Below are 23,980 nucleotides of genomic sequence, written 5' to 3' on the forward strand. Positions count from 1 at the left end.
CATGACAACCCGAAACCAGCAGCTCACCGAAGTCTTCGTCGAAGTGGCTGACTCGCTGATCGAGGACTTCGACGTCATCGACTTCCTGCAGAACCTGTCCAGGCGCTGCGTGGAACTGCTGGACGTCGCCGCCGTCGGCATCCTGCTCGCCGACGAGAACGACCGGCTCCATCTCCTCGCCGCCTCCGACGAGCACACCCGGCTCCTGGAACTCTTCGCGCTCCAGCACGACCAGGGCCCCTGTGTCGAGTGCTACCGCCACGGCCGGCCGCGCGTCCACATCAGCCTCACCGACCCCGAGGCGGTCGCGAGCTGGCCCCAGTTCACCCGCAGTGCCCAGGACACCGGGTTCGTCGCCACCAACGCGATGCCGCTGCGGCTGCGCGGACGGATCATCGGCGCGCTCAGTCTCTTTCAGAAGACCCCCTCGCCCCTGGCCGCCGCAGACCTCGAACTCGCCCAGGCACTCGCCGACGTGGCCACCATCGCGATCCTCCAGCAGCGCACGCTCGCGCACAGCGAGGCCGAGCGCGACCAGCTTCAGTACGCCCTCAACAGCCGCGTCGTCATCGAACAGGTCAAGGGCATTCTCGCCGAGCGCTGGCAGATGAGCGTGGACGAGGCGTTCGGCGTCTTCCGCTCCTACGCCCGCGCCCACAGCCGCAAACTCTCCGAACTGGCCCGGGCCATCACCGACGGCACACAGGACACGGACGCCATCCGCGCGTTCGACAGGGGTTGATCCCGGGAGCGAACCGGCGGACTCGTCCTGCCGTGGCCGCCGTACCGGCAGGAGTACGCTCAGAAGCGCCGAGGGCATGTCGTACGCCGGTGATCGCACGGGCGTCGTCCTCGTCGCTGGACAGATGCGGGCCGCGAGGCCCAGGCAGGTTCCGCCCCGTGGCATCCGACGCCGCGTACCGTCATCCCGTTCCGAGGCCGCGCACGAGCGCGCGGCGCCGGGCGGAGGACCGCAATGGACGCCCCTGGACCGTGAAGCCGTCCGGCCCGTCGCGGACGCTCCGGGCCGGTGACGTGCACCGGCCGACCCCGGCCCGTGTCGCGGCACGCCGAGCGTGAATCCGATCGACCGTGTCCCGTCCAGGAGTTCTCATGACCGTCGCTCTTCCGCCGCCCCCGTTCCCCTCGCCGACCAGCGCCCGGCTGTGCCTGTCGGCCGCACCGGCACAGGGCCGCATGCCCCGTCGCATCGACGGTGCCTGGTGGCCCCGCTCCGACGATCTGACGACCGAACTGCCCCGGCTGCTGGCCGAACTGCCTCCCGACTGGGGGCACATCAGCAGCGTCCTGGTGGACGAGGCGGTATGGGCCCCGTTCCCCGGGCGGCTGCTCGTCGCCGGTCAGGTGGTGCGCCTGCGCCGGACGACCGGTCGGCACGCCCCGTCCACCGCCTGCCTGCTGGCGCCCGGCCGCGGCCGATGGGACCTGCTGGTCGTACCGCCCGAGGCCACGGAGGCGGAGGCCGGGTGGCTCGCCCACAGCGTGGGCACCGCCTGGGAGGAGAAGGAGGAGTCACCGGGCGGCTGAGGGTTCCGCCTCCGGGCCCTCAGCGCGGGTCCGGGACGGTCTCCGGGAGGCCCAGTGCCGCCTCCGGCGAGGCCGAGGGCGGCAGGATCCGCGAGAGCCCGGTCAGCCGGAACATCCGCAGGGTCAGCGGATGGGCGCAGACCAGGTGCAGCCGGCCGCCCCGTTCGAGCACGCGGGCCCGGGCGCGGTACAGCAGGCGCAGGCCCGAGCAGTCGAAGAACTCGACGCACCGCAGGTCGATCACGACCTGCGGTGCGGGGTCCGAGGTCACCGCGTCCAGCAGCGGGGTGATCTCCGTCGCGGCGAGCAGGTCGATCTCCCCGTGCAGTTCCAGGACCACATGGCCGTGGTCCTGGTGGATCCGCACATGCCGGGTGCACGGCGCGAAATCGCTCGCCACGCTGCCATCACCTCCAGGCGGCTGTCGGTCCGCTCCCGGGTGACACGGGAGCAAGTCCGGTTCCTGCTCTGCAAGTTACCCTCGTTGAGGTGAATTCCAGCATGTTCGATTGACATATGTCTTCGCTGTGCGTGGGGAGTTGGCCGGATGTGCCTGGACGGCCGGTCACCCGGGCGCGGGCGCCGGTAACCCGGGCGCGGCGCCGGTCACCCGGGCCCCCGCTCCCGGTTGCCTCGCACCGAGGCGGCCCGGCGGACCGCCCGGCGCCGAGGCCGTCACGCCTGGTCGACCACCAGCACGAGCTTCCCGGTGGTCCGGCCCGTGTCGCCCAGCGCGTGCGCCTTGGCGGCCTCGGCCAGCGGGAAGGTCTCCGCGACCGTGGCGCGCAGCGCGCCCTTCTCGACGAGATCCGCGACCGCCCTCATCCCCGTCTGGTCGGCGTCGACGAGCATCCGGACCGCCCGGACACCGAGCCGTTCGGCCTCCTCGTAGAACGCGTCGGATCCGACCGGCAGGATGGAGACGACCACGCCACCGGGACGCAGGACACGCAGGGAGCGCAGCCCCGTCTCGCCGCCGATGGTGTCCAGGACGACATCGACGTCGCGCACGGCCTCGGCGAAGTCGACGCTGGTGTAGTCGACGGGCTCGTCCACGCCGATGGACCGCAGGAAGTCGTGCTTGCCCGCGCTGGCGGTGCCGATCACATGCGCGCCGAGGGACTTCGCGATCTGCACGGCCACATGGCCGACCCCGCCGGCCGCCGCGTGGATCAGCACCCGCTGTCCCGGCCGCACGTCGGCCCGCTCGGTCAGCGCCTGCCAGGCGGTCAGGGAGACCAGCGGGAGGGCCGCGGCCTGGGTGTGGTCGATCGTCGAGGGCTTACGGGTGAAGGCCCGGGCCGGACCGGTCACGTACTCGGCGTGCGAGCCGTGGCCGAAGGGGTAGGGCAGCATGCCGAAGACCTCGTCGCCGGGCTGGAAGAGGGCGACGCCGATCCCGGTCGCCTCGACCACGCCGGAGACGTCCCAGCCGAGGACGAAGGGCGGCTCGCCGAGGAACCCGCCGTTCTCGCGGTGCTTCCAGTCGGTCGGGTTGACGCCCGCGGCCCGTACGCGGACCAGGATCTCGTTCGGTCGCGGCGAGGGCCGCTCCAGGGTCACTTCCTCAAGAACCTCGGGGCCGCCGAGGACGGTCTGGCTGATGGCTCGCATCGTGTTCACAGTGCTCATGGTGAACCAGCCTGCCCGGAGCCGCCCCGGCGGAAAATGGCATGATTGCCAACCTTCGATAAGATCGTGCCATGAGGAAAACGGTGCGGAACCTGGTACGGGCCGAGCGGGCGGACACGACGGGGTGCGGGGAGCGGAGCGAGCCGGGACAGCGCGTGGAGCGGGTCGCGGTCCTGGCGCTCGACGGCGTCTACCCCTTCGAGCTGGGGATGCCCAGCCGCATCCTCGGCGCGGCGGACGGCCGCTACGAGGTGGTGACCTGCACGCTCGACGGCGGGCCGGTCCGCACCGACGCCGACTTCTCCATCACCGTCGACCACGGTCCCGAGGTCCTGCGGACGGCGGACACGGTGGTGATCGCCGCCGTCACCCCGGCCGCGCTCCCCATCGGCCGTGCCGACGAGGTCGCCGCCGCCCTGGCGTACATCCGTCCGGGCACGCGGATCGTCTCGATCTGCACGGGCGCGTTCGTGCTGGCCGCCGCCGGTCTGCTGGACGGGCGCCCGGCCACCACGCACTGGCATGTGGCCGACGAGTTCAGGCGGCTGTTCCCGCGGGTCGACCTGGACCCGGACGTCCTGTTCGTGGACGACGGCGACATCCTCACCTCGGCCGGAGCCGCGTCCGGAATCGACATCTGCCTGCACATCGTCCGCCGTGACCACGGCAGCGAACTGGCCAACAAGGTGGCCCGGCGCTGTGTGGTCCCGCCGCTGCGCGAGGGCGGCCAGGCCCAGTTCATCGAACAGCCCGTCCCGGAGCCCTCGACGGCGAGCACCGCCGCCACCCGAGACTGGGCGCTCGCGCGGCTCGGCGATCCGCTGACCCTGACCGATCTCGCCGCCCACGCCGGCATGAGTCTGCGCACCTTCGCCCGCCGCTTCAACGACGAGGTGGGCCTCAGTCCCGGCCGCTGGCTCATCCAGCAGCGGCTCTCCCGCGCCCGTCATCTGCTGGAGGCCAGCGACCTGCCGGTGGACCGCATCGCGGGAGAGGTCGGCTTCGCGACCGGCGCCTCGCTGCGCCAGCACCTCCAGGCGACGATCGGTGTCTCGCCGCAGACCTACCGCCGTACCTTCCAGACCACACGCTGACCTCAGAGGGGCCGGCCGTACGGGGTGAAGCCCCGGCCCCCGACACCCGCCCACGCGACTCCGGGCTCCGGCCCGTCGAACGAACCTCCGCACCCCGGCGTCGTAGGAGCACGGACGACGGGCGGAGGATCAGTGGTGGGGACGCGCAGCGGGATCGTAGCCGCGGTGGTGCTGGTGGGGTTCGCGGTGGCGGGGTGCGGCGGGGACGGGCACGAAGGGGTGGTGGTGACGGGCAGCGCCCCCGCCGCCCCGTACACCGGGCCGCTGGACCTTCCCTACTCGGCGGAAGGCGACGGGGACGCGGAGCAGAGCTCGGGGGCGGCGGGCCGCGCCCTCGAATGCGACGGCGCGATCCGGGCGGGCGACGCGGGCGACGCGTGGAGCAAGGGTGACGGCGGGTCGACGCCCGAGGAAGGGCTGAAGGCGTACTTCGAGATCTATCAGCCCGAACTGCCCGAGCGGGGCTACCGGGTGGAGCGCGCCCAAGGGGACCGCGTCCTGTTCTCGTACGACGTCGCGGGCCGGACCAAGGTCGCCGTCGTCGTCGCCAAGGACCAGCCGCGGCGCCCGGGCTGGGGCCCGGAGACCAGCGCGTCCTGCGACCCCTCCGAGTTCCCGGCGAGCTGGACGAAGGCGCGGGGGTACGAGATCTGGACGGACCGGGACGGCCGCCGCGTGCCGACCACCGAGGTGTCCAGCGCGGCGGGCGCCGAGCACTGCGACTGGCAGAGCGCGCACTTCCTGGACCTGGGCCGGTACGGCCGCCAGTACGCGCGCGATCCGCACCGGGTCCTCCCGGCCGAGGCGCTCACCGCCGCGTACGACGGGGACGTGCGCATGCCCGCCGACGCGCGGGACACCGGTTACCGCTACGGCGACTGGCGGCTCTGGCTGACGCCGGACAGGACCACGGCCTACGTGAAGACCGCGGACGGGGTGGAGGCCTGGCCCGCGACGAGTTCGCGCTTCGGTTGCAGGTGAGGCGCCCGCCGGGCCGGTCGGGCCCGGCGCGTCACCTGCTCGCGTGCAGGGCGACGAGGAGCTGCCAGACCTCGTCCGCGACGGTGTCCGGGGTGCCCTCCAGCAGGCCGTGCAGCCAGTCCGCGAGGACACCGGCGAAGGTGGCGGCCACCGCGGAGGCGACGAGGGGCGCGTCCGGCGCGCCGGCCAGGGTGCGCTCGGCCAGGCTGCGGGCCCGCAGATCACGGTGGAGCACGAGCCCCAGCGGGCCGCCGCCGCCCGGGCTCAGCAGCGCGCGGTAGAGACCGGCGTGCGGGGCGAGTCCGGTGAAGAAGGCGCGCAGCGCGGGGGGCGCGGACACCGGGTCGGGCCGGCCGCGCCAGGCGTGCAGCGCCTCCACGGCCTCCCGTACGACATCCGCGCACGCGTCGACCGCCAGCGCCTCCAGGTCGGCGTAGTGCACGTAGAAGGTGGCCCGGCCTACCCCGGCCCGCCGCACCAGCGCGGCGACGCCCGTCTCCTCCAGCGGATGTTCGGCGCACTCGTCCAGCAGCGCCTGCCGCAGCTTCGCGCGCGTCCGGGCGGCGCGCGGGTCGTCGGGCGTCATCCGGCGAGCAGGACGGCGGCCAGCGCGAGCGCTCCCGGCAGCGCCTGGGCGAAGAGGATGCGGCGGTTCGCGGTGACCGCTCCGTACACCCCCGCGACGACGACACAGCACAGGAAGAAGACCTGCGCGTCGTGCCCGGTCGGGTCGGCCGCGACCAGTCCCCACACCAGCCCCGCCGCGAGGAATCCGTTGTAGAGCCCCTGGTTCGCGGCGAGCGGCGCCGTCGCCGCCGCCATCGGCGCGTCGAACCCGTGGAGCCCCCGCCCCGGCTTCCGCTCCCACAGGAACATCTCCAGCACCAGGATGTACACATGCAACGCGGCCACCAGGCCCACCAGCACGTTCGCGACCGTCTCCATCGTCGACAGGCTCCGATCAGGCTCGCCACTTCTTGGACAGGTGTCCACTATAGCTGGACGACTGTCCAAGAAGTGACGGCCATCGGGTGGCTCAGGCGTCCGGGGCCGCGTAGACGCGCTCTCCTCCGACGTAGGTGAGCGCGACGCCGGTCTCCTTGATCGCCTCCGGTGGGCCCGCGAAGGGGTCGCGGTCCAGGACGACGAGGTCCGCGAGGGCGCCCGGCCGCAGGGTGCCGGTGTCGTCGAGGTGGTTCGCGTACGCCGTTCCCGCGGTGTACGCCGTCAACGCGGCGGTCAGGTCGAGGCGTTCGGCCGGCAGGAACACCGGCCCCGGCTCGTCCGGGCTGACCCGGTTGACCGCGACATGGATGCCCTGGAGCGGGTCGGGACTGCTGACCGGCCAGTCGCTGCCGGCCGCCAGCCTGGCGCCCGAGCGCAGCAGCGATCCGAACGGGTACTGCCAGGAGGCCCGTTCGGGTCCGAGGAAGGGAATGGTCAGCTCGTCCATCTGCGGTTCGTGGGCGGCCCACAACGGCTGGATGTTCGCCGTGGCACCCAGCGCGGCGAAGCGGGGGACGTCGTCGGGGTGCACGACCTGGAGATGCGCCAGGTGCGGCCGGGTGTCGCTCGGCCCGTTCGCCTTCCGCGCCGCCTCCACCGCGTCCAGGGCGTGGCGCACGGCGCCGTCGCCCAGCGCGTGGAAGTGGCACTGGAAGCCGAGCGCGTCCAACTCGGTGACGTACGCGGGCAGATGCTCCGGGTCGATGAAGCTCTTGCCCCGGTTCGCCGTGGCGCAGCCGCACTTGTCGAGGTAGGGGTCGAGGAGCGCGGCGGTGCCGTTCTCCGCGACCCCGTCCAGCATCATCTTCACGCTGGTGGCCCGGAACCTGCCGTGCCGCAACGCCGCCCGCCGCTCGACGAGTTCGGGGATCTGCTCGGCGCCGCGCGCCCGGTCCCACCACAGCGCGCCGACCACACGAGCGGTCAGAGAACCGTCGCGGGCCGCCGTCATGTACGCCTCCGACGGATCGTCCATGCCGACGAAGGTGCCGACGATCGCGTCCTGCCAGGCGGTGATGCCCAGCGCGTGCAGATGCCGCTGGGCGTGGAGCAGCGCCGCCAGCCGGTCGGCCGGGGTGGCCGGGGGAGCGAGCCGGCCGACCGCCTGCATGGCCCCTTCCTGGAGCATGCCCGTGGGCTCGCCCGACGCGTCCCGCTCGAAGCGCCCGTCGGCGGGGTCGGGGGTGTCCCGGGTGACGCCGGCGAGTTCGAGGGCGCGGCTGTTGACCCAGGCGCCGTGGTGGTCCCGGTTCGGCAGGTACACCGGCCGGTCCGGTACCACGGCGTCCAGGAGCTCCTTCGTCGGCGTGCCGCCCGCGAACGCCTCCATGGACCAGCCGCCGCCCGTGATCCACTCCCGCTCGGGATGGGCCTCGGCGTACGCGCGGACGGCGGCCAGGGTGGCCTCGGCGGTCCTCGCACCGGTGAGATCGCACCGGGAGAGTTCCAGGCCCGCCGGGAGCGGGTGGACGTGCGCGTCCTGGAACCCGGGCAGCAGCAGCCGCCCGGCCAGGTCCACGACCTCGGTGCCCGGTCCCGCCAGGTCGAGGACCTCGGCGTTCCCGACCGCGGTGATCCGGTCGCCGGTGACGGCCACCGCGGTCGCGGTGCGGCCCTCGGGGGTGAACACCGGGCCGCCGGTGAAGAGAAGGTCAGCGTGCATGGTTCCGTTTCCTTGGTTCGGATCGCCGGAAGCGCTCAGTTGGGGGTGGCCAGGAGCTGGGGCGCGTCGGCGTCTGTGCCCCGTCCGGTGGTGAAGTAGGCGGACTTGCGGCCCCACTTGGCCCACGCGCCGGCCACGAAGCCCGAGACGATCATGAGGGTCGGGGTGAGCAGCAGGAACCAGCCGTTGTCCGCGCTGACCTCGAAATGGTCGGCCGAGTCGTAGAAGGACCAGGCGAGATAGCCGCCGAGGCCGAGCAGCGCCACGGCGCTCAGGGCGGGCAGGACGACCGCGCGTATCCCGTCCCGCAGGTTCTCGCGCAGCAGCCCGCGGAACCGGGCGGCCGCCGCGAGGGCGATGAGCGCGTACGACAGCGCCACGACGATCCCGACGGCGTTGACCGTCGCCATGATCATGTCGGCGAGCCGGGGGATCACCAGGGAGAGCGTGGCGACGACCACGGCCATCGCGCCGATGAGGAGCGTGCCCGTCGCCGGAGTGCCGTACCGGGCGCTGACCTTGGACCACACGGGCCCGAGCGTACGGTCCCGGCTCATCGCGAACATCCCGCGCGCCGTCGGGATCACCCCGGCCTGGAGCGAGGCGACCGCCGAGAACATCAGCGCCACCAGGGGCAGCGCGGCCAGCGGCTGGTCGGCGAGCCGGTTCCCGAGGAAGGCCAGTCCCTCGGCGCCGTGCCCCGCCAGCTCGTTCTCGGACAGCACCCGCTGGAAGGCCACCGAGCCGAGCAGGAACAGCCCCAGCATGGTCACCAGCGTGATGGTCCCGGCCCGCGAGGCGTCCCGCGGATCACGCACCTCCTCGTTCACGGTGAACGCCGCCTCGAACCCCCAGTAACAGAACACCGACAGCAGCAGGCCCTGCGCCAGCGCCGTCGCCGAGGGGATCTGGAACGGGTCGAACCAGCTCAGGCTGAAGGGGTGCGGGCCGGTCACGATGCCGTACCCGCAAAAGCCCAGCAGGACGACGTACTCGAAGACCAGCAGTCCGGCCTGGAGCCGCGCCGCGGTCCTGACACCGGTCACCGCGGTGAACGTGACGGCGACGAGGACGAGGACGCCCACGGCCGTGGTCTGGGCGGTCGAGCCCGGATCGAGCGCGAGCCCCGCCACCTGGTGGAGGCCCGCCTGGCCGGCGAGCTGGATCATCGCCGAACCGGTCACCGCCGTGGTGTACGCGAGGAACGCCACGGTGGCCACGATGCTCACCCAGCCGACCAGGAAACCCAGCCAGGGACTGAGCGAACGGCCCACCCACACGTAGCCGTTGCCCGCGTTCGGCTCGACCTTGTTCAGCCGGGAGAAGGCGCCCGCGATCCCGAGGATCGGCAGGAAGGCCAGCAGCATGATCGCGGGCAGATGCAGCCCGACCACCCCCGCCGTCACCCCGAGGCCGATCCCGATGCTGGTGGTCGCCGCCGTGCTGGAGGCGGCGATGGCGACACCGTCCAGCACACCGAGGGTCTTGCGCAAGGACGGGGGATCCACACCGTACGGCTTCTGCGTCATGGCCTGCTCCGATCGCACCCGGGGCCTGATTCCGGCCCGATGAGCGGAAATGAAACTGCCCGGGGCCTTAACAGGTCAACGGCGTTGACATAAGGTGCCCGCACCGGAGGAGGGCCGCACCGGAGAGAGAGCGCACCGCACCGGAGAGGGCACACCGCACCGGAGAGACCGTGCACCGCACCGGAGAGACCGTGATCCGTACCGGAGGGAGCCACCATGACGTCCACGAACGACCGCGTCGTCCCGCCCGCCGCCCGGCGGCGCAGACGCCCCACCAAGACGGGCGTCGTGCTCTCCGAGGAGCTGATCGTCGAGACCGCCCTGCGCCTGCTCAAGGAGCACGGCGCCGACGCCCTCACCGTCCGGCGCCTCGGCCTCGCCCTCGGCGCCGACCCCAGCGCCCTGTACCGGTACTTCCGCGACACCGACGATCTGCTGCTCGCCATCGCCGACGAGCTCATCGGCCGTACGCTGCGCGCCTGGCGCCCCACGGGGGACTGGCGCGCCGACCTCAGGGACCTCGGCCTGCGCATGCACACGGGGTCCCTCGCCCATCCGCAGGCCGCCGTGCTGAGCTCCTACCGGGTGACCGGCCGCGTCCACGAGATCCAGGCGGTGGAGCGGATCCTCGGGGTGCTCCGCGGCGCCGGATTTCCGGATCCCGAGGCCGTACGGATCTACCACGCCTTCGTCGACCAGGCCCTCGCGTTCGCGGCCCTGGACGCCGCGAGCGTCGCCCTGCCTCCCGCCGCCCGCGACGCCGAGGCCGGCGTGTGGCGGGCTACGTACGCCCGGCTGCCCGCCGACAGTCACCCGAACATCGCGGCGACGGCCCGCCACCTCGTGCTCGACATGCGGCACAGCTCGTATCCGACGGCGCTCGACCTGCTGCTGAGCGCCGCCGCGGCCCGGCTCGCGGAACTCTCCGGCGGAGATCCCGCGCCGGGACCCGCCCCGGACCGGCCCCGCTCGTCACACTGAAGCCCGTTCCACCGTCATCCCTGTAGGGGCCCTGCCCGCCCCGGCGCAGGTGCGCCGTCCGTACGCCGTCGACCAGGAGGCCGTCCGCAGATGAACCCGCCCGTCCGCACCCGCAAGCAGCGCAAGCAGGACACGCTCGACCGGCTGGAGACCGACGTCGACGTCTGGGTGTCCACCGCCGACGGCGCCGGAGGAACGCCCTATCTGGTGCCGCTGTCGTACCTCTGGGACGGGACGACCGTCCTGCTGGCCACCCCCGCCGCCAGTCCCACGGGCCGCAACCTGCGGGCGGCGGGCACCGTGCGCCTGGGCCTCGGGCCGACCCGCGACGTGGTGATGATCGACGGCACGGTCCGCACCATGGAGGCCGGTGAACTGCCGGAGGGCGCCGGTGACGCGTTCGCCGCCAGGACCGGCTTCGACCCGCGCGGACTCGACACCCACTACCTGTACTTCAGCGTCACTCCCGTACGGGTGCAGGCCTGGCGCGAGGCCGACGAACTCTCCGGCCGCGACCTCATGCGCGACGGCGCGTGGCTGCCGGCCGACTGAGTCCGCCGGGCTCGCGGCGCGCGGCGGCCGGTCAGTCGCGGCCCGACTTGGTGGGGGAGGGCCAGACGCCCGTGGACCGTTCGATGGCCTTCGCGCCCGAGCGGTCCACCGCGCTGCGGACGACCGCGAAGATCGCGCCCTGGAGCGCCGCCGCCAGCAGGACCTCGCCCCAGCCGCGGTCCTTGTCCAGGGCGTCGGGAGCGTCCTCCTCGTGGCGTATCGCCATCCAGGCCTTCTGGAAGGCGAGTCCGGCGACAGCGCCGCCGGCCCAGCTCAGGACGAAGCCGATCGGCTTGTACGCCAGGGGCAGTTTGAGCTTCTTCGGCTTCTTGGACACCAGGCACTCCTTCTCCGTTTGCGGGCCCGCGGACCCGTGCGGGCCACTCCCACCGGGTACGAGTGCCCTCCGTGCCGCCCTCGTACCCATCGGTCCGATTGTCCCGGCCTGCCCGGTGTGAGGTGGGGACCCGAGGGAAACCGGCCGGTGTGAGTGGTGAAGAGACGACGCAACCGACGGATCGCGCCCCATCGACGCGGCAGCAGGAGCGGCCGGAGCAGCAGGAACGGCAGGAACGCCAGGAACGGCAGGAACAGCCGGAACAGCCGAGTGGGCGTCGGCGGACGGAGGGCGGCGCGGACGGCGTGGGAGGTTCGGACACCACGGACACCACAAATGCCTCTGATGCCTCTGACGCCTCGGCCGGTTCGGACGGCTCAGGCGACTCGGACGGCTCAGGCGACTCGGACGGCTCAGGCGGTTCGGACGGCTCAGGCGGTTCGGACGACTCGGGCGGTTCGGACGCCAGGACCAAGGTCACCGTGATCGTGGCGCTGGTCGCCAACCTGGTGATCGCCGTGGCCAAGGCGGTCGGCGGCCTGATCTCGGGATCCCCCGCGCTCCTCTCCGAGGCCGCGCACTCCGTGGCGGACAGCCTGAACGAGGTGTTCCTGCTGGCGGCGCTGCGCCGCAGCCGCCGGCCCGCCGACAGCCGGCATCCGTTCGGCTATGGCAAGGAACGGTTCTTCTGGTCACTGCTCGCGGCCGTCGGCATCTTCGTCATGGGCGGCTGCTTCTCCTTCTTCCAGGGCTTCGAGGCGCTCCGCAACGGCGCCGACGAATCCTTCGGCGGCTACATCACCGGGCTCGCGGTGCTCGGCGTGGCCCTGCTGGCGGAAGGCGCCTCGCTTCTGCGCGCCCTCTTCCAGATCCGCGGCAAGGGCGGCGACGGCATGCGCGACCCGGCCCTGCGGACGGTCGTCGCCGAGGACGGCACCGCGGTCCTGGGTGTGAGCCTCGCGATCATCGGCATGGTGCTGCACATGATCACGGGCCAGGTCGTGTGGGAGGCCTGCGCCTCCTTCGCCATCGGACTGCTGCTCGTGTGCATCGCCTTCTGGCTCGGCAGCGACGCCCGCGAGCAGCTCATCGGCCGGGCGGTCGACGCGGAGCAGAGCGGCAGGATCCGCGAACTGCTGAAGGCGCAGCCCGAGATCGACAGTGTCGAGGCGCTGCTGACCATGGAGCTCGGGCTCGACTCGACCCTGGTCGCCGCGCGGATCGACCTGGTCCCCGGGCTCGACAGCGAGAGGGTCGAGGAGGTCGCCCTCCGTATCAAGCGCTCGGTCGCCCACACCTTCCCCGCGGCCGACCAGATCTTCCTCGACGTGACCGACGCCGCGGCCGCCCGGTCGGCCAGGCGCGGCGAGGGCGGGGCGGACGACGGGGGCCGTGCGACGAGGGCGGCCGCGGGAGACCCCGCGCGCACGGAAGACGCCACCGCGTCGGGCAGCCCCAGGACAGCAGGAAGCCCCGCCGCGACGGGGGAGCGCGGCGGGGCCTGACATCCGGGTGCCCGGCGTGCCGCGGTTCATGCACACCGGCTCCGCGGCCGTCCGTGGCGGGCCGTGGTCAGCCGACCGGCTCCAGCACGAAGACGGGGATCACCCGGTCGGTCTTCTTCTGGTAGTCGGCGTACGGGGGATACGCGGCGACCGCGCGCTCCCACCACTGGTCCTTCTCCGCGCCGGTGATCTCCCGGGCCCTGAACTCCTTGCGCTCGGGCCCGTCCTGGAGCTCGACGTGGGGGTCGGAGACGACGTTGTGGTACCAGACGGGGTGCTTGGGAGCGCCGCCGAGCGAGGCGACCACGGCGTACCGGCCGTCGTGCTCGACGCGCATCAGCGGGGTCTTGCGGATCTTGCCGCTCTTCGCGCCGCGTGTGGTGAGGATGATGACGGGCAGTCCGGTGTCCATCAGGGTCGTTCCCTTGGTGCCACCGGAACTCTCGTACAACTCCACCTGGTCCCGGACCCACTGCGTGGGGCTGGGCTCGTACTCGCCCTCAAGTGGCATGACTTCCGTCCCATCGTCGCGTCGGACTGGTCGTGTCTCGGCACGATTCAACACCAGCGCGGACGCGAATCTTCCGCACCGCGGCCCGCGTCGCTCCCCGCGCCGGTCCGATCCACCCGTGGGGTGTACGGGGTGTACGGGGGCTCGCGAGGGGGCCCGCGCCGGGCCCGGCGACGGTTCGCGAGGGGGCCGCGCCGGACCCGGCGACGGTTCGCGAGGTGGCCCCTGCCGGGCGCGGCGACCCGGGACTTCACGACGAGGCCACCAGGACGCGTACCGCAAGGAGCATGATCACGCCGCTCGACGCGATCCCTGTCACGAGACGTCCCCGGTGACTCGTCAGGGTCCGGCCCAGCAGGGCGCCGCCCCCGGCGATCAGGAGCTGCCAGCTCGCGGACGCGGCGAACGCGGCGAGCACGAACACCCCCTGCTCCAGCGGTCGTACCGCCTCGGCCGTCCGGCTGCCCAGCACCAGCGCCGCGAAGTAGACGACGGTGGTGGGGTTGAGCAGGGTGATGCCCAGCAGGGCCGCGTAGGCGCGGACGGGCCGCGGGGGATCCTGCCCGGTCCGCTCGGGGAGCAGGCGTCCGCGGTAGCGGCGGACCGCGCCGATCGCGCCATGGACCGCCAGCACGGCGAGGACCAGCGCGGAGGCCCGGCTGAGCGGGAGCATCACCGGCTGGAGCGCCGCGGCGAGCGCCGTGCCCCCGAGGGCGGCGACCAGGGCGTACAGCCCGTCGGCCGTCGCGACGCCGAGTGCCGCCGAGGCGCCGATCCGCAGGGACGTACGAGCGGTGAGGGAGACGAGGTAGGTCGCGACCGCTCCGACGGGCATGGCGATGCCGTAGCCCGCGAGAAGCCCCGCGACGAGCGCGGCGGTCACGACCGGGGAAGCTCGGGCCTCCGGGGTCGGCCGGGCTGCTGCTGGACCCGCACCGGACGGACGGTGGCGGAGGTCGGCGGCAGGAAGGCTTCGTTCGTGGACATGGGCAGATGTTCGGTCCGCCCGACGACACCGCGCAACCCATTTTCGGAAGGGGGGTACGGCGGACTTCGAGCCAATGCCGGGCAGGCGGGCGAACCGGCGGGGCGGGAACGGCGGGGGAACCGGAACCGCGCCCACCGTGCTTCGGCCAGATGGTGCGGGCGGCTCATCTGGCCGAACTTCGCGTGGCCGCATAGGTGCCTGGGGCATCTAATGAAGATCGGCAAGAGGGAACCGTCGCTTGCGAGGTCACTCATGACAGAAACCCCCCTGACCCGATCCCCGTCCTTCCCGGCCCCGGTGTCCGAGGACCCGGCATCCCGGAGTCCGGCATCCGAGAACCCGGTGGCCCGGCCGCCGGCCGACCCCGTGCGCGCGGCGACCGAGCCGCCTCACGCGCCAATTACCGCGTCGCCCGTGCCGGTGACCGCGTCGCCCGTGGCGGCCCCCGAGCCTCCCGCGCCGGCCCATGGGTCTCCGGTGGCGGCGACCGAGCCGTCGCCCCTGGTCCGCTTTCCGCAGGACCGTACGTGCCCCTACCACCCGCCCACCGCCTACGCGCCCTTGCGTGAGGGGCGTCCGCTGTCGCGGATCTCCCTGTTCGACGGGCGGGCCGTCTGGGTGGTGACCGGGCACGGCGTCGCCCGTGAACTCCTCGCCGACCCGCGGCTGTCCACGGACCGCGCGCGGCCCGAATTCCCCGCGGTCACCGAGCGGTTCGCGGCGGCGCGCAACCGCCGGATCGCGCTGCTCGGTGTCGACGACCCCGAGCACCACGTCCAACGCCGCATGCTGGTACCGAGTTTCACCCTCAAGAGGACCGCCGCGCTGCGCCCGCGGATCCAGGAGACCGTCGACCGGCTCCTCGACCGCATGGAGCGACTGGGGCCGCCCGCCGAGCTGGTGAACGACTTCGCGCTGCCCGTGCCGTCGATGGTGATCTGCGCCCTCCTCGGTGTGCCCTACGGTGACCACGACTTCTTCGAGGAGCAGTCCCGCCGGCTGCTGCGCGGCCCGGCCGCCGCCGACATCGAGGCCGCCCGCGACCAACTGGACGCCTATTTCGAGTCGTTGATCGACCGCAAGGAGAAGGCCCCCGGGGACGGACTCCTCGACGAGCTCATCCGCGATCAGCTCCGCGAGGGAGAACTGGACCGCGAGGAGCTGATCTCTCTCGCGACCATCCTGCTCGTCGCCGGGCACGAGACGACGGCGAACATGATCTCGCTGGGTACCTTCACCCTGCTGAGCCATCCGGAACAGCTCGGCGAACTGCGGGCCGAACCAACCCTGATGCCCGCCGCCGTGGAGGAGTTGCTGCGGTTCCTGTCCATCGCGGACGGGCTGCTGCGGGTCGCGGCACAGGACATCGAGATCGCCGGGGCCACGATCCGCGCGGGCGAGGGCGTCGTCTTCTCCACCTCCGTCGTCAACCGCGACGAACTGGCCTTCCCCCAGCCCGACACCCTCGACTGGCACCGCTCCGCCCGGCATCACGTCGCGTTCGGATTCGGCATCCACCAGTGCCTCGGCCAGAACCTCGCGCGTGCCGAGATGGAGATCGCGCTGCGCTCCCTCTTCGACCGCTTCCCCGGCCTGCGCCTCGCCGTCCCCGCCGACGCCGTCGCGTTCAAGCCCGGAGACACGATCCAGGGGATGCTGGAACTCCCCGTGACCTGGTGAGGGGCGGCATGGGCACGGGCGTCGGCATCGCGATCGACAAGGACGTCTGCATCGGCGCGGGTCAGTGCGCCCTCGCCGCCCCGGGCGTCTTCACCCAGGACGACGACGGATTCAGCGCGCTGCTCCCGGACCGGCCGGAAGGCGGCGGCGACCCGATGCTGCGGGAGGCGGTACGCGCCTGCCCGGTCGGCGCCATCACGGTGACGGAAGAGACCGCCTGACCCCGTGGGCGGCCCCTATTTCCCCGCGTCCAGAAGGAGTTGGGCGGCGGCGCGGGCCTGAGCGGCGGGTTCGGCGCTCCCGTCGACACCCGCCGTGACCATGGCGCCCTCGGCGAGGAGGAAGAGCTGGTCACCGAGCGCGGCGGGCCGCCCCGCCGCGCTCACCAGCCCGGCCAGATAGGCCCGGAACGCCGCCTTGTGCGTACGGGTCTGCGCGGCCACCCGCTCCGACGCGGCGCCGAGTTCGCCGTACGCGTTGATCCACGCGCAGCCGCGGAAGTCCGGCTCGGCGAACCACAAGCCCAGCCAGTCGAAGACGGCCAGGATGCGCCGATCGGGTTCCCGCCGGCTGTCGACGTGTTCCGCCAGCCGCGCCCGCCAGCGGACGTCGCGCCGCTCCAGGTACGCCTCCACCAGGTGTTCCTTCGCAGGGAAGAGCTGGTAGAGGCGCTTGAGCGAGACCCCCGAGGCGCCGCGGACATCGTCCATGCCCACGGCCTGGATACCCCGGCCGTAGAACAGCCGCTCGGCGGCGTCGAGGGCTTGTTCGCGGGCGAGCGCGAGGGCCTGTTCCCGGGTGTCCGAGGGGGCGGCCCGATCCCGGGCGGTCGTGCTGTCCATGGGGCGGGCTCCTTGACCTGAGAACGAGCGTTCTCTACCTTAGCGGCCAGAGGTGGAGAACGTACGTTCTCCATCGCCTTCGCCCGCACCCAGGAGTCCTCATGGCCGACCGTCCGCCCCTGCCGCCCTTCACCCGTGAGACCGCCCTCCGGAAGGTCCAGGCCGCCGAGGACGCCTGGAACACCCGTGATCCGCACAAGGTCGCGCTCGCCTATTCCGAGGACTCGGTCTGGCGCAACCGGGACACCTTCGTCACGGGCCGCGCCGCGATCGTGGAGTTCCTCACCGCCAAATGGTCCCGAGAGCACGAGTACGCCCTGCGCAAGGACTTGTGGGCCTTCGAGGGCGACCGCATCGCCGTCCGGTTCCAGTACGAGTCCCGGGGCGCCGACGGCCGGTGGTGGCGCTCGTACGGCAATGAACTGTGGGAGTTCGACGAGCACGGTCTGATGACGAGGCGCGAGGCCTCCATCGACGACGTGCCGATCGAGGAGGCGGAGCGGCGGATCTTCGGCCCCCGCCCCGAGTCCGAACGCGGACAGGGCTTCCCGCTTCACTAGCTAGGGTGCGCAGGTGAGCGAACCCACCGAACCCAGTGAACCCACTGAACCCGGAGAGCGCACCGCCTCCGGCGAACGCACCGCCCCCGCAGGCCCCGGCGAGAAGCCGTTCCTCTACGTCGTCGTGTGCGCGGCGGGCGTCGCCGAGGGCATCGGCACGTTGATCGACGCGGCGCGGGAGCGGGGCTGGGAGGTCGGTGTCATCGCCACGCCCCAGGGCCTCGGCTTCATCGACGCGGCCGCGGTCGAGGCGCGGACCGGCCGACCGATCCGCTCCGCCTGGCGCGCCCCGGGCGACCCGCGCCCCTTCCCCGCACCGGACGCGGTGGCCGTCGCGCCGGCCACCTTCAACACCGTCAACAAGTGGGCGGCCGGCATATCCGACACCCTCGCCCTCGGAACACTGTGCGAGGCGTACGGACTCGGCGTCCCGATCGCCGTACTGCCCTGCGTGAACCAGGCGTTGGCGGCCCACCCCGCCTACCGGGCCGCCGTCGAACGCCTCCGCGCCATGGGCGTCCGCTTCGGCGACCCGTACGCAGGCGAGGACCAACAGGGCGGCGGGCCGGGTGATTTCCACTGGGAACGGGTGCTGGACCTGCTGACACCCGAGACGTGAGCTCACCCGGAGTAGGCGGTGCCCGCGCCGGAAGGGGAACGGTTCGGTGTCCGGCCGCGTCGTCCCTCTGAACGGTGGCAGAATCCCGGAGAGGGGAGACCACGTGCGGACGGCCGGCTTCGCCAAGTGGACCAAGCGGTTCGAGGACGAACGTGAGCTCAGGCGTGCCCAGGGCGATCCGGACTGGGAGCGAGGCGCGACACTTCCCCGGGCGGTGTGGGCCGGCATCCAGCGCTTCCAGGTCGGCGAGGACGGTGACGGCGCCAACCTCGTCGGCAAGGCGGACCAGGCCGGCGACGCCGACTACGCACAGGCGGTCCGGCTGTTCGTCGCCGAGGAGCAGAACCACGCCCGACTGCTGGCCCGGCTGCTGGCCGCGGGGGACATGCCGACGCTGACCGGCCACTGGAGCGACGCGGCCTTCGTACGACTGCGGCGCCTCATGGGCCTGCGCATGGAACTGCTGGTGCTGATGATCGCGGAAGTGGTCGCCCTGCGCTATTACCGGGCCCTGCGCGACGGCACCGACGACGCACTCACCACGGACGTGGCGGCGCGCATCCTGTCCGACGAACAGCGCCACGTCCCGTTTCACTGCGAGCGACTGCACACCTCCCTGGCCGAGCTGCCGCGCCCGGTGCGCCGCCCGGTGATGACCCTGTGGCGCCTCCTCCTGCTGGCGGTCTCGCTCGTGGTCTGTGTCGACCACGGCCCGGCCCTGCACCGGCTCGGAATCGGACGCCTGCGCTTCGTGGCCGACATCATGACCTCGTCCCATGAGGTGCTCACCGCGGTGCTGACGCCCCGCCCCGACGCCTGGACGAGCGAAGCCTGACGGCGAGAAGGCCGGTGGCAGGGACCACCGGGAACAACCGGGACCGACCACTCACGGGCCGCCCTGCCGCTCAAGCCCGTCGGAAGACGGTCATCGAGTGGCCGATCTCCTCGATCCGCCTGCTCGTCGACAGCAGTGTCTTCAGGTGGGCGTCGGCCTTGTCGACCGCGGTGTCGGAGACGATCAGCAGGCCGTGGACGCGGGCTGCGGGGACCGTGCGGGGGTCGGTCGCGTGGATGCCGTAGGCGGACGGTACGCCGGCGCCCTTGTAGACGAGCCACACCTTCTCGTGGGGGTAGTGCCCCTTGAGGCGGTCGGCGAGGCGGCCGAGGTCCTGGCCCCAGTCGACGTTCGAGTCGTGCAGGCGCAGATAGGTCTTCTCCGGGCCGCCGAACGCCTCGTTCGAGTACGGCAGGTAGTACGGGTACGTCAGCAGGGAGCTGACGGCCACGAACAGGACCAGCGCCGCCGTCCCGGTCCCCGCCCAGCCCGGCCACCGTCGGGCCACGGTTCCCGTCGGCGTCGGCGTCGGCGTCGGCGTCGGTGTCGGTGTCGGTGTCGGACTCGGCCGGTCCGCCGCTCCCTCCGGGCGGGGTCCGCCCGCGACGGCGACACAGCCCGCCGCGACCGCGAGGAACACCGGCACGAACAGGGCGTAGCGCACGCCGAGATCGCGTGAGCCGGTCATCGCCGAGGCCAGCAACAGCGCCGGGGGGACCAGGAGGTACGGGGCCGCGGGGCGCAGCCGGCGTACGGCCAGAAGGGTGAGTGAACCGGCCGTCCAGAGAGCCATCATGCCGAGCGGGGTCTTCACCAGCAGCGCCGCCGGGAGGTAGTACCAGAGAGAACCCCGGTAGAGCCGGCCGAAGAGGAAGCCCTGCCAGGTCGCGTTCTCGAAGCCGAACTGGACCCGCATCCCGTCCCGGTAGGGCCGCGGCAGGGGGAGATGGTCGACGAGCAGCGCCCGCAGTCCGTGCACGGCCGGGAGGTCCGAGGGCGCCGTCCAGCGCAGCCGGGGATCGACGGCCAGATAGGTCGCCCACACCACGGCGACCACCAGCACGGCCGTCCCGGCGGCGGCCGCGGCGCCGAGTCCGAGCAGCCGGGCCCTCCGCGCCCGGGTGTCGACCTCCGGTTCCGTGCCGTGGCCGGAACGGCCCGCGTGCCACACGGAGGCGACCGCGAGAAGCAGCACCACCGGCACGGCCGGCAGCATGCTCATCTTGGTCGCCACCGCCGCTCCGAGCGCGACGGCGGAGAGCGGCAGGTACAGGAACGGCCGGCGCCTGGCCCGCCACACCAGCCACACCGACGTCAGCAGGAAGGCCGACGCCGGCACGTCGAGCGTGGCCAGCGAGCCGTGCGCGATCACGTCGGGCGAGAACGCGTAGAGCGCGAGGGCCACCAGCGCGCCCGTACGGCCCGCGAGTTCACGGGCGAACGCGAGGACGACCAGCCCGCACAGCAGCGTCAGGACGATCACCGGCAACCGCGCCCACAGCATCACCCGCCAGGGATCGTTGCCGGACTCGTACAGCACGTGCCGCCCGAGCTCGGTCTGGTCGCCCTCGAAGGCGGGGTCGAGGTGCGGGTGCGCGAACAGCAGGCCGGTCCCGATGATCAGCTTGCCCAGCGGCGGATGCTCGGGGTTGTAGCGCAGGTCGTGCTGCTGGACGTAGACCGTCGCGGTGCCCACGTACACGGGCTCGTCGATCGTCGGGGTCTGCTCCACGGCCGTACTGACCATGGCGACGGCCATCTGCGCCAGCAGCAGGACCACCGCCACCACGAACACGGCGCGCCCGTGGTGGCGCAGTCGCCCGAGGAGCGTGCGCGGCGGCACGGACGCGCCGTGCACCGGCACGCGTTCGTCGTGCCTGCTGGCCAGGAATGTCGGCATGCCCTTTGTTACGTCCGCTCCGTACGAGCCTGCTCATCGGGCGGCCCACGGATTCGGGGACGCGCCGAGGCGCCGGCCGGATCCTCCGGTCGGCGCCCGGGCAGGGGGAGTCACGAGTATGCCCGGCGTTCCGCACAACTCAAGGAGTCGCGGGCGGCGATGTGCGCGGGGCCGGGATGCTCGGCCTCCTCCGTCGGTGTCCCTCCTCAGTAGGGGGAGGCCGGGTCGCGCGGCGTGACCGACACCGCCCGGCGCAGGGCGGACCGCCAGGCGAAGGCGATCGCGAGTTCGACCAGGCCGATCAGCACCATCCACAGACCGAGCAGCCGGGTCAGGGCCCGCGCCGACTCGGTGGGCAGCGCCAGCACGACGATGCCCGCGATGATGCCGATCGCCGCCCCGCACAGGACGAAGCCGCGGTGCGGCAGGTCCCTGGAGGAGAGGGCGGTGTACGCGGTCAGCACGCCGGACACGAGCCAGACGACGCCGAGGATCAGGGAGAGCGCGGCGATGGTCTGCATCGGGTTGCGCAGACACAGGACGCCGGCCAGTACGTACAGCACCGCGATCAGCAGTGTGGCGAACCGGTTGCCCTGCTCCCGGTGGCCGAACACGGACACGAACCGGAATCCGCCGATGACCAGCAGGTAGAGGCCGAGGAGGACGGCGAGGACGTGCAGGGTCTCCTCCGGCCAGACCAGGACCAGGATGCCGGGGATCAGCGTCGCGACGGCCGAGCCGAGGAGCCAGGTCCAGGAGGCGCCGACGCGGTCCAGGATCACCACGGGGTCGCCCGGGGGCGCGGATCCCGAGCGGCCGGGCCCGGGGTCCGGCCCGGTGTGCGGTGCCGAACCATGCGGTTCCGTCATGGTTCCTCCTCACGCGGTCGAGCGGATCACGCGGTCGGGCGGACCGGTCGTGGGCCGCCGACGGGACGGTGGGTGGATTCCCGCCGTCCGATTCCCGTCGTCCACGCTCCCGTGTGCGGGGCTCCGGCGGCTCACCCCCGGCGGGTGATCCTCGCGGTCGTCCCGGCGGTCGGCGCAGCGGCCGTTCGGTCCGATCGGACAGTGGCCGTCAGGTCCGATCGGGCAGCGGCCGTCAGGTCCGATCGGTGCAGCGGTCGGCGGGCCCGATCGGCGCAAGGGTCACCCGGGCAGTTGGCGCATCTCCACGACCCGCAGTCCGAGCGACCGGCAGCGGGCCAGCAGTCCGTACAGGTGCGCCTCGTCGACGACGGGGCCGAACAGGATGGTCTGACCCGAGATCAGCACGTGGTCCATCTCCGGGAACGCCTCGGAAAGCGTCTCCGACAGATGTCCCTCGACGCGGATCTCGTACTGCATGCGGGGCTCCCCCCGGCGGGTGGCCTGGGGCGGGCGGTCGGCACCCTCTCCCACGATCATCCGGCACCCCGCGCCGCCCGCCCTCACCCGCAAGAGGTGAACCTGGGCCGGGCGCCCCCGGGACCCAGCGCGTTCACGCCTTTTCGAGGGGCGCGGTCGGGCTGCCCGTGCCGGGATCCTTCCCGCGGCCCGTTCGTCCGGTCGGCAGATGGGTGGTGACCAGGAAGCTCGCCAGCGTGATGCCCCCGGCCGCGAGGATCGCCGCCTTCAGGCCGCCCAGTTGCGCCGTCGTGTACGAGTCCGTGACGGCGTCGACCTCGGCCGGCGGCAGTCCGGCCTGTTCGGCCGCCGAGCGCACCTGGTCGGTGGGGACGAAGCTGATGCCCGCCTCCAGCGCGATGCCGGTCTTCTCGCGGGCCTCCTGCGACACGTCCGGATGCTTCGCCACCTGGGTGGTGAAGGCCTGCGCCAGGGCGCCGACGAGGATCGACCCGATCAGCGCCGTACCGAGCGCGGAGCCCAGGTTCTGGGCGGTGAACTGGAGCCCGCCGACCTCGCTGCGCTCCTCCTCGCCGGCGCTGGACTGCACCACGTTGCCGAGCTGGGAGGCGAGCAGCCCCATGCCGACGCCCAGCACGGCCATGGCCCCGGCGAACTGGGCGTCGTCGATGACCGGCTGGATGGTGGCCAGCAGCCAGATGATGGCTCCGAGCAGCGTCAGCAGGGCCAGCCTGACCACACGGCGCGGTCCCATCACCCGCCCCAGCCTGGACGCCAGGACGGAGGCCGCCAGCATCGTGACGGACACCGGGAGCAGCCGCAGCCCGGTCTGGAACGCGTCGAATCCCTGCACCACCTGGAGATACAGCGGGATCGCGAAGAACAGCCCCAGCAGGATGAGGTTCTGGCTCACCAGCGTCAGCAGACCGGAGCGCAGGGGCAGCCGGTGCAGCAGCGACAGATGGATCAGCGGGTCGGTGCCCCGAGCCTCCCTGCGGCGCTCCCACTTGGCGAAGACGGCGAGGACGAGCACCCCGGCGGAGACGACGAACAGCGTCGGGGCGAAACCGAGGACGGTGAAGGGCGGGTTGCGGGGCTGCACCCACCCCCAGGTGCCGCTCTGGAGGACACCCAGTACGCCGAGTCCCAGTCCGGCCGCCGACAGGAAGGCGCCCACGCCGTCCATCCGGGGGCGGGAAGCGGGCCGGGGCTTCTCGGGGATCGCCCGGCGGAAGCACAGCATCGCCAGGACGACCACGACCTCGCCCGCGAAGACCAGCCGCCAGGTGAGGTACGTCGTCACCCAGCCGCCCAGCAGCGGTCCGACCGCGATGCCCGCGCCGGCGAGCCCGCCGATGACCCCGTAGGCGACGGCACGGTCCCGCCCGCTGTAGGACTCCGCGACCAGGGCCGCCATGGCGGGCAGCACCAGGGCGGCCCCGAGCCCCTCGATCACCGACCAGCCGAGCGCCAGCATCCACAGGGTGGGAGCCACCGCGGTCAGGGCCGATCCGACGCCGTAGACGACGAGTCCGACGAGGAACAGCCGGCGGCGTCCCAGGATGTCGCCGAGCCGCCCGCCGGTGGCCATGAAGGCGGCCATGACCAGCGCGTAGAGCGTGATGACGGCCTGGATGGCGGTGACCTCGGTGTCGAAGTCCTCCACGAGCTGGCTGATGGACACGTTCATGACGGACGTGTCCAGGACCATCAGGAACTGGGCCGTCCCGAGGACGGCCAGAGCGTGCCAGTGCTTCACCGGTGACCACCTCGTCGATTCGGCCCGGGAGACCGCCGCGCCGGTCGGCGGCGTCCGGTCCGGCTCCGCGTCCGCGGCTCCTCCATGGCACCCGGAGTCACGCCTCCCCGCCA

General features: G+C 72.6%; 26 protein-coding genes. 12 read left to right on the plus strand and 14 right to left on the minus strand.

Annotated elements, in window-relative coordinates:
* Position 1 precedes the first annotated feature (1 nt).
* Both ACFRIC_RS05225 and ACFRIC_RS05230 read left to right on the plus strand, forming a co-directional pair.
* On the plus strand, positions 2-742 hold the full coding sequence (locus ACFRIC_RS05225) for a GAF and ANTAR domain-containing protein (protein WP_382779625.1): 741 nt from the start codon (positions 2-4) through the stop codon (positions 740-742).
* A 371-nt stretch (positions 743-1,113) separates the two neighbouring features.
* A complete protein-coding gene (locus tag ACFRIC_RS05230) occupies positions 1,114-1,548 on the plus strand; it encodes a DUF5994 family protein (protein ID WP_382779627.1) in 435 nt (144 codons plus the stop codon).
* 19 nt (positions 1,549-1,567) lie between these two features.
* Here the strand turns inward: ACFRIC_RS05230 and ACFRIC_RS05235 are convergent, their stop codons facing one another.
* Both ACFRIC_RS05235 and ACFRIC_RS05240 read right to left on the minus strand, forming a co-directional pair.
* Positions 1,568-1,948, minus strand: a complete 381-nt coding sequence (locus ACFRIC_RS05235) for an STAS domain-containing protein (protein ID WP_382779630.1) — start codon at positions 1,946-1,948, stop codon at positions 1,568-1,570.
* Between the two features lie 275 nt (positions 1,949-2,223).
* Positions 2,224-3,180: an NADP-dependent oxidoreductase gene (locus tag ACFRIC_RS05240; RefSeq protein ID WP_382779633.1), complete on the minus strand. Its 957-nt coding sequence runs from the start codon at positions 3,178-3,180 to the stop codon at positions 2,224-2,226.
* A 71-nt stretch (positions 3,181-3,251) separates the two neighbouring features.
* Here ACFRIC_RS05240 and ACFRIC_RS05245 point away from each other — a divergent pair, with 71 nt between their 5' ends.
* Both ACFRIC_RS05245 and ACFRIC_RS05250 read left to right on the plus strand, forming a co-directional pair.
* Positions 3,252-4,274, plus strand: a complete 1,023-nt coding sequence (locus tag ACFRIC_RS05245; RefSeq protein WP_382779637.1) for a GlxA family transcriptional regulator — start codon at positions 3,252-3,254, stop codon at positions 4,272-4,274.
* A gap of 135 nt (positions 4,275-4,409) precedes the next feature.
* On the plus strand, positions 4,410-5,255 hold the full coding sequence (locus ACFRIC_RS05250) for a hypothetical protein (protein WP_382779640.1): 846 nt from the start codon (positions 4,410-4,412) through the stop codon (positions 5,253-5,255).
* Between the two features lie 31 nt (positions 5,256-5,286).
* On the opposite strand, the gene ACFRIC_RS05255 is transcribed toward ACFRIC_RS05250, so the two are convergent.
* From ACFRIC_RS05255 to ACFRIC_RS05270, 4 genes are all read right to left on the minus strand, one after another.
* Entirely contained in the window at positions 5,287-5,841 is a 555-nt protein-coding gene (locus ACFRIC_RS05255; protein ID WP_382779643.1) for a TetR/AcrR family transcriptional regulator, read from the minus strand.
* Positions 5,838-6,200 (minus strand): DUF1304 domain-containing protein, encoded by a 363-nt coding sequence (locus ACFRIC_RS05260; RefSeq protein WP_382779645.1) that lies wholly within the window; start codon positions 6,198-6,200, stop codon positions 5,838-5,840. The genes ACFRIC_RS05255 and ACFRIC_RS05260 overlap by 4 nt, the downstream gene beginning before the upstream one ends.
* 91 nt (positions 6,201-6,291) lie before the next feature.
* Positions 6,292-7,923, minus strand: coding sequence for an amidohydrolase (locus tag ACFRIC_RS05265; protein WP_382779648.1), 1,632 nt, complete (start codon positions 7,921-7,923; stop codon positions 6,292-6,294).
* A gap of 35 nt (positions 7,924-7,958) precedes the next feature.
* On the minus strand, positions 7,959-9,452 hold the full coding sequence (locus ACFRIC_RS05270; RefSeq protein ID WP_382779651.1) for an APC family permease: 1,494 nt from the start codon (positions 9,450-9,452) through the stop codon (positions 7,959-7,961).
* 216 nt (positions 9,453-9,668) lie between these two features.
* Between ACFRIC_RS05270 and ACFRIC_RS05275 the strand changes: the two genes are divergently transcribed.
* Both ACFRIC_RS05275 and ACFRIC_RS05280 read left to right on the plus strand, forming a co-directional pair.
* Positions 9,669-10,433, plus strand: a complete 765-nt coding sequence (locus tag ACFRIC_RS05275; protein ID WP_382779654.1) for a TetR/AcrR family transcriptional regulator — start codon at positions 9,669-9,671, stop codon at positions 10,431-10,433.
* Between the two features lie 90 nt (positions 10,434-10,523).
* A complete protein-coding gene (locus ACFRIC_RS05280) occupies positions 10,524-10,985 on the plus strand; it encodes a pyridoxamine 5'-phosphate oxidase family protein (RefSeq protein ID WP_382779657.1) in 462 nt (153 codons plus the stop codon).
* 31 nt (positions 10,986-11,016) lie between these two features.
* On the opposite strand, the gene ACFRIC_RS05285 is transcribed toward ACFRIC_RS05280, so the two are convergent.
* On the minus strand, positions 11,017-11,322 hold the full coding sequence (locus ACFRIC_RS05285) for a DUF4235 domain-containing protein (protein ID WP_329303130.1): 306 nt from the start codon (positions 11,320-11,322) through the stop codon (positions 11,017-11,019).
* 305 nt (positions 11,323-11,627) lie between these two features.
* On the opposite strand from ACFRIC_RS05285, the gene ACFRIC_RS05290 reads away from it, so the two are divergent.
* Positions 11,628-12,827: a cation diffusion facilitator family transporter gene (locus ACFRIC_RS05290; RefSeq protein WP_382780809.1), complete on the plus strand. Its 1,200-nt coding sequence runs from the start codon at positions 11,628-11,630 to the stop codon at positions 12,825-12,827.
* 67 nt (positions 12,828-12,894) lie between these two features.
* Here ACFRIC_RS05290 and ACFRIC_RS05295 read toward each other — a convergent pair whose 3' ends face one another.
* Both ACFRIC_RS05295 and ACFRIC_RS05300 read right to left on the minus strand, forming a co-directional pair.
* Entirely contained in the window at positions 12,895-13,338 is a 444-nt protein-coding gene (locus ACFRIC_RS05295; protein WP_382779660.1) for a nitroreductase family deazaflavin-dependent oxidoreductase, read from the minus strand.
* A gap of 250 nt (positions 13,339-13,588) precedes the next feature.
* Positions 13,589-14,221: a LysE family transporter gene (locus ACFRIC_RS05300; protein WP_382779663.1), complete on the minus strand. Its 633-nt coding sequence runs from the start codon at positions 14,219-14,221 to the stop codon at positions 13,589-13,591.
* A 582-nt stretch (positions 14,222-14,803) separates the two neighbouring features.
* On the opposite strand from ACFRIC_RS05300, the gene ACFRIC_RS05305 reads away from it, so the two are divergent.
* Positions 14,804-16,006, plus strand: a complete 1,203-nt coding sequence (locus ACFRIC_RS05305) for a cytochrome P450 (protein WP_382779666.1) — start codon at positions 14,804-14,806, stop codon at positions 16,004-16,006.
* An 8-nt stretch (positions 16,007-16,014) separates the two neighbouring features.
* Positions 16,015-16,227 carry a ferredoxin gene (locus ACFRIC_RS05310; protein ID WP_382779669.1) on the plus strand — a complete coding sequence of 71 codons (213 nt, stop codon included), beginning with the start codon at positions 16,015-16,017 and terminating at the stop codon, positions 16,225-16,227.
* Between the two features lie 15 nt (positions 16,228-16,242).
* Here ACFRIC_RS05310 and ACFRIC_RS05315 read toward each other — a convergent pair whose 3' ends face one another.
* Complete coding sequence (locus tag ACFRIC_RS05315; protein ID WP_382779672.1) at positions 16,243-16,848, minus strand: TetR/AcrR family transcriptional regulator; 606 nt, start codon at positions 16,846-16,848, stop codon at positions 16,243-16,245.
* Between the two features lie 101 nt (positions 16,849-16,949).
* On the opposite strand from ACFRIC_RS05315, the gene ACFRIC_RS05320 reads away from it, so the two are divergent.
* From ACFRIC_RS05320 to ACFRIC_RS05330, 3 genes are all read left to right on the plus strand, one after another.
* Positions 16,950-17,408, plus strand: a complete 459-nt coding sequence (locus tag ACFRIC_RS05320; RefSeq protein ID WP_382779673.1) for a nuclear transport factor 2 family protein — start codon at positions 16,950-16,952, stop codon at positions 17,406-17,408.
* A 124-nt stretch (positions 17,409-17,532) separates the two neighbouring features.
* Positions 17,533-18,027, plus strand: a complete 495-nt coding sequence (locus ACFRIC_RS05325; RefSeq protein ID WP_382780813.1) for a flavoprotein — start codon at positions 17,533-17,535, stop codon at positions 18,025-18,027.
* Between the two features lie 103 nt (positions 18,028-18,130).
* Positions 18,131-18,862, plus strand: coding sequence for a ferritin-like domain-containing protein (locus ACFRIC_RS05330; protein WP_382779675.1), 732 nt, complete (start codon positions 18,131-18,133; stop codon positions 18,860-18,862).
* A 70-nt stretch (positions 18,863-18,932) separates the two neighbouring features.
* Here ACFRIC_RS05330 and ACFRIC_RS05335 read toward each other — a convergent pair whose 3' ends face one another.
* The 4 genes from ACFRIC_RS05335 to ACFRIC_RS05350 form a co-directional block, all read right to left on the minus strand.
* On the minus strand, positions 18,933-20,762 hold the full coding sequence (locus ACFRIC_RS05335; protein WP_382779678.1) for an ArnT family glycosyltransferase: 1,830 nt from the start codon (positions 20,760-20,762) through the stop codon (positions 18,933-18,935).
* Between the two features lie 206 nt (positions 20,763-20,968).
* Entirely contained in the window at positions 20,969-21,631 is a 663-nt protein-coding gene (locus tag ACFRIC_RS05340; RefSeq protein WP_382779681.1) for an HdeD family acid-resistance protein, read from the minus strand.
* A gap of 279 nt (positions 21,632-21,910) precedes the next feature.
* On the minus strand, positions 21,911-22,108 hold the full coding sequence (locus ACFRIC_RS05345) for a hypothetical protein (protein WP_151467062.1): 198 nt from the start codon (positions 22,106-22,108) through the stop codon (positions 21,911-21,913).
* Positions 22,109-22,241: 133 nt separating this feature from the next.
* Positions 22,242-23,867 carry an MFS transporter gene (locus ACFRIC_RS05350; RefSeq protein ID WP_382779683.1) on the minus strand — a complete coding sequence of 542 codons (1,626 nt, stop codon included), beginning with the start codon at positions 23,865-23,867 and terminating at the stop codon, positions 22,242-22,244.
* Positions 23,868-23,980 lie beyond the last annotated feature (113 nt).

The organism is Streptomyces sp. NPDC056738, assembly GCF_042790435.1.
In the GTDB taxonomy this organism is placed as follows: Bacteria; Actinomycetota; Actinomycetes; order Streptomycetales; family Streptomycetaceae; genus Streptomyces.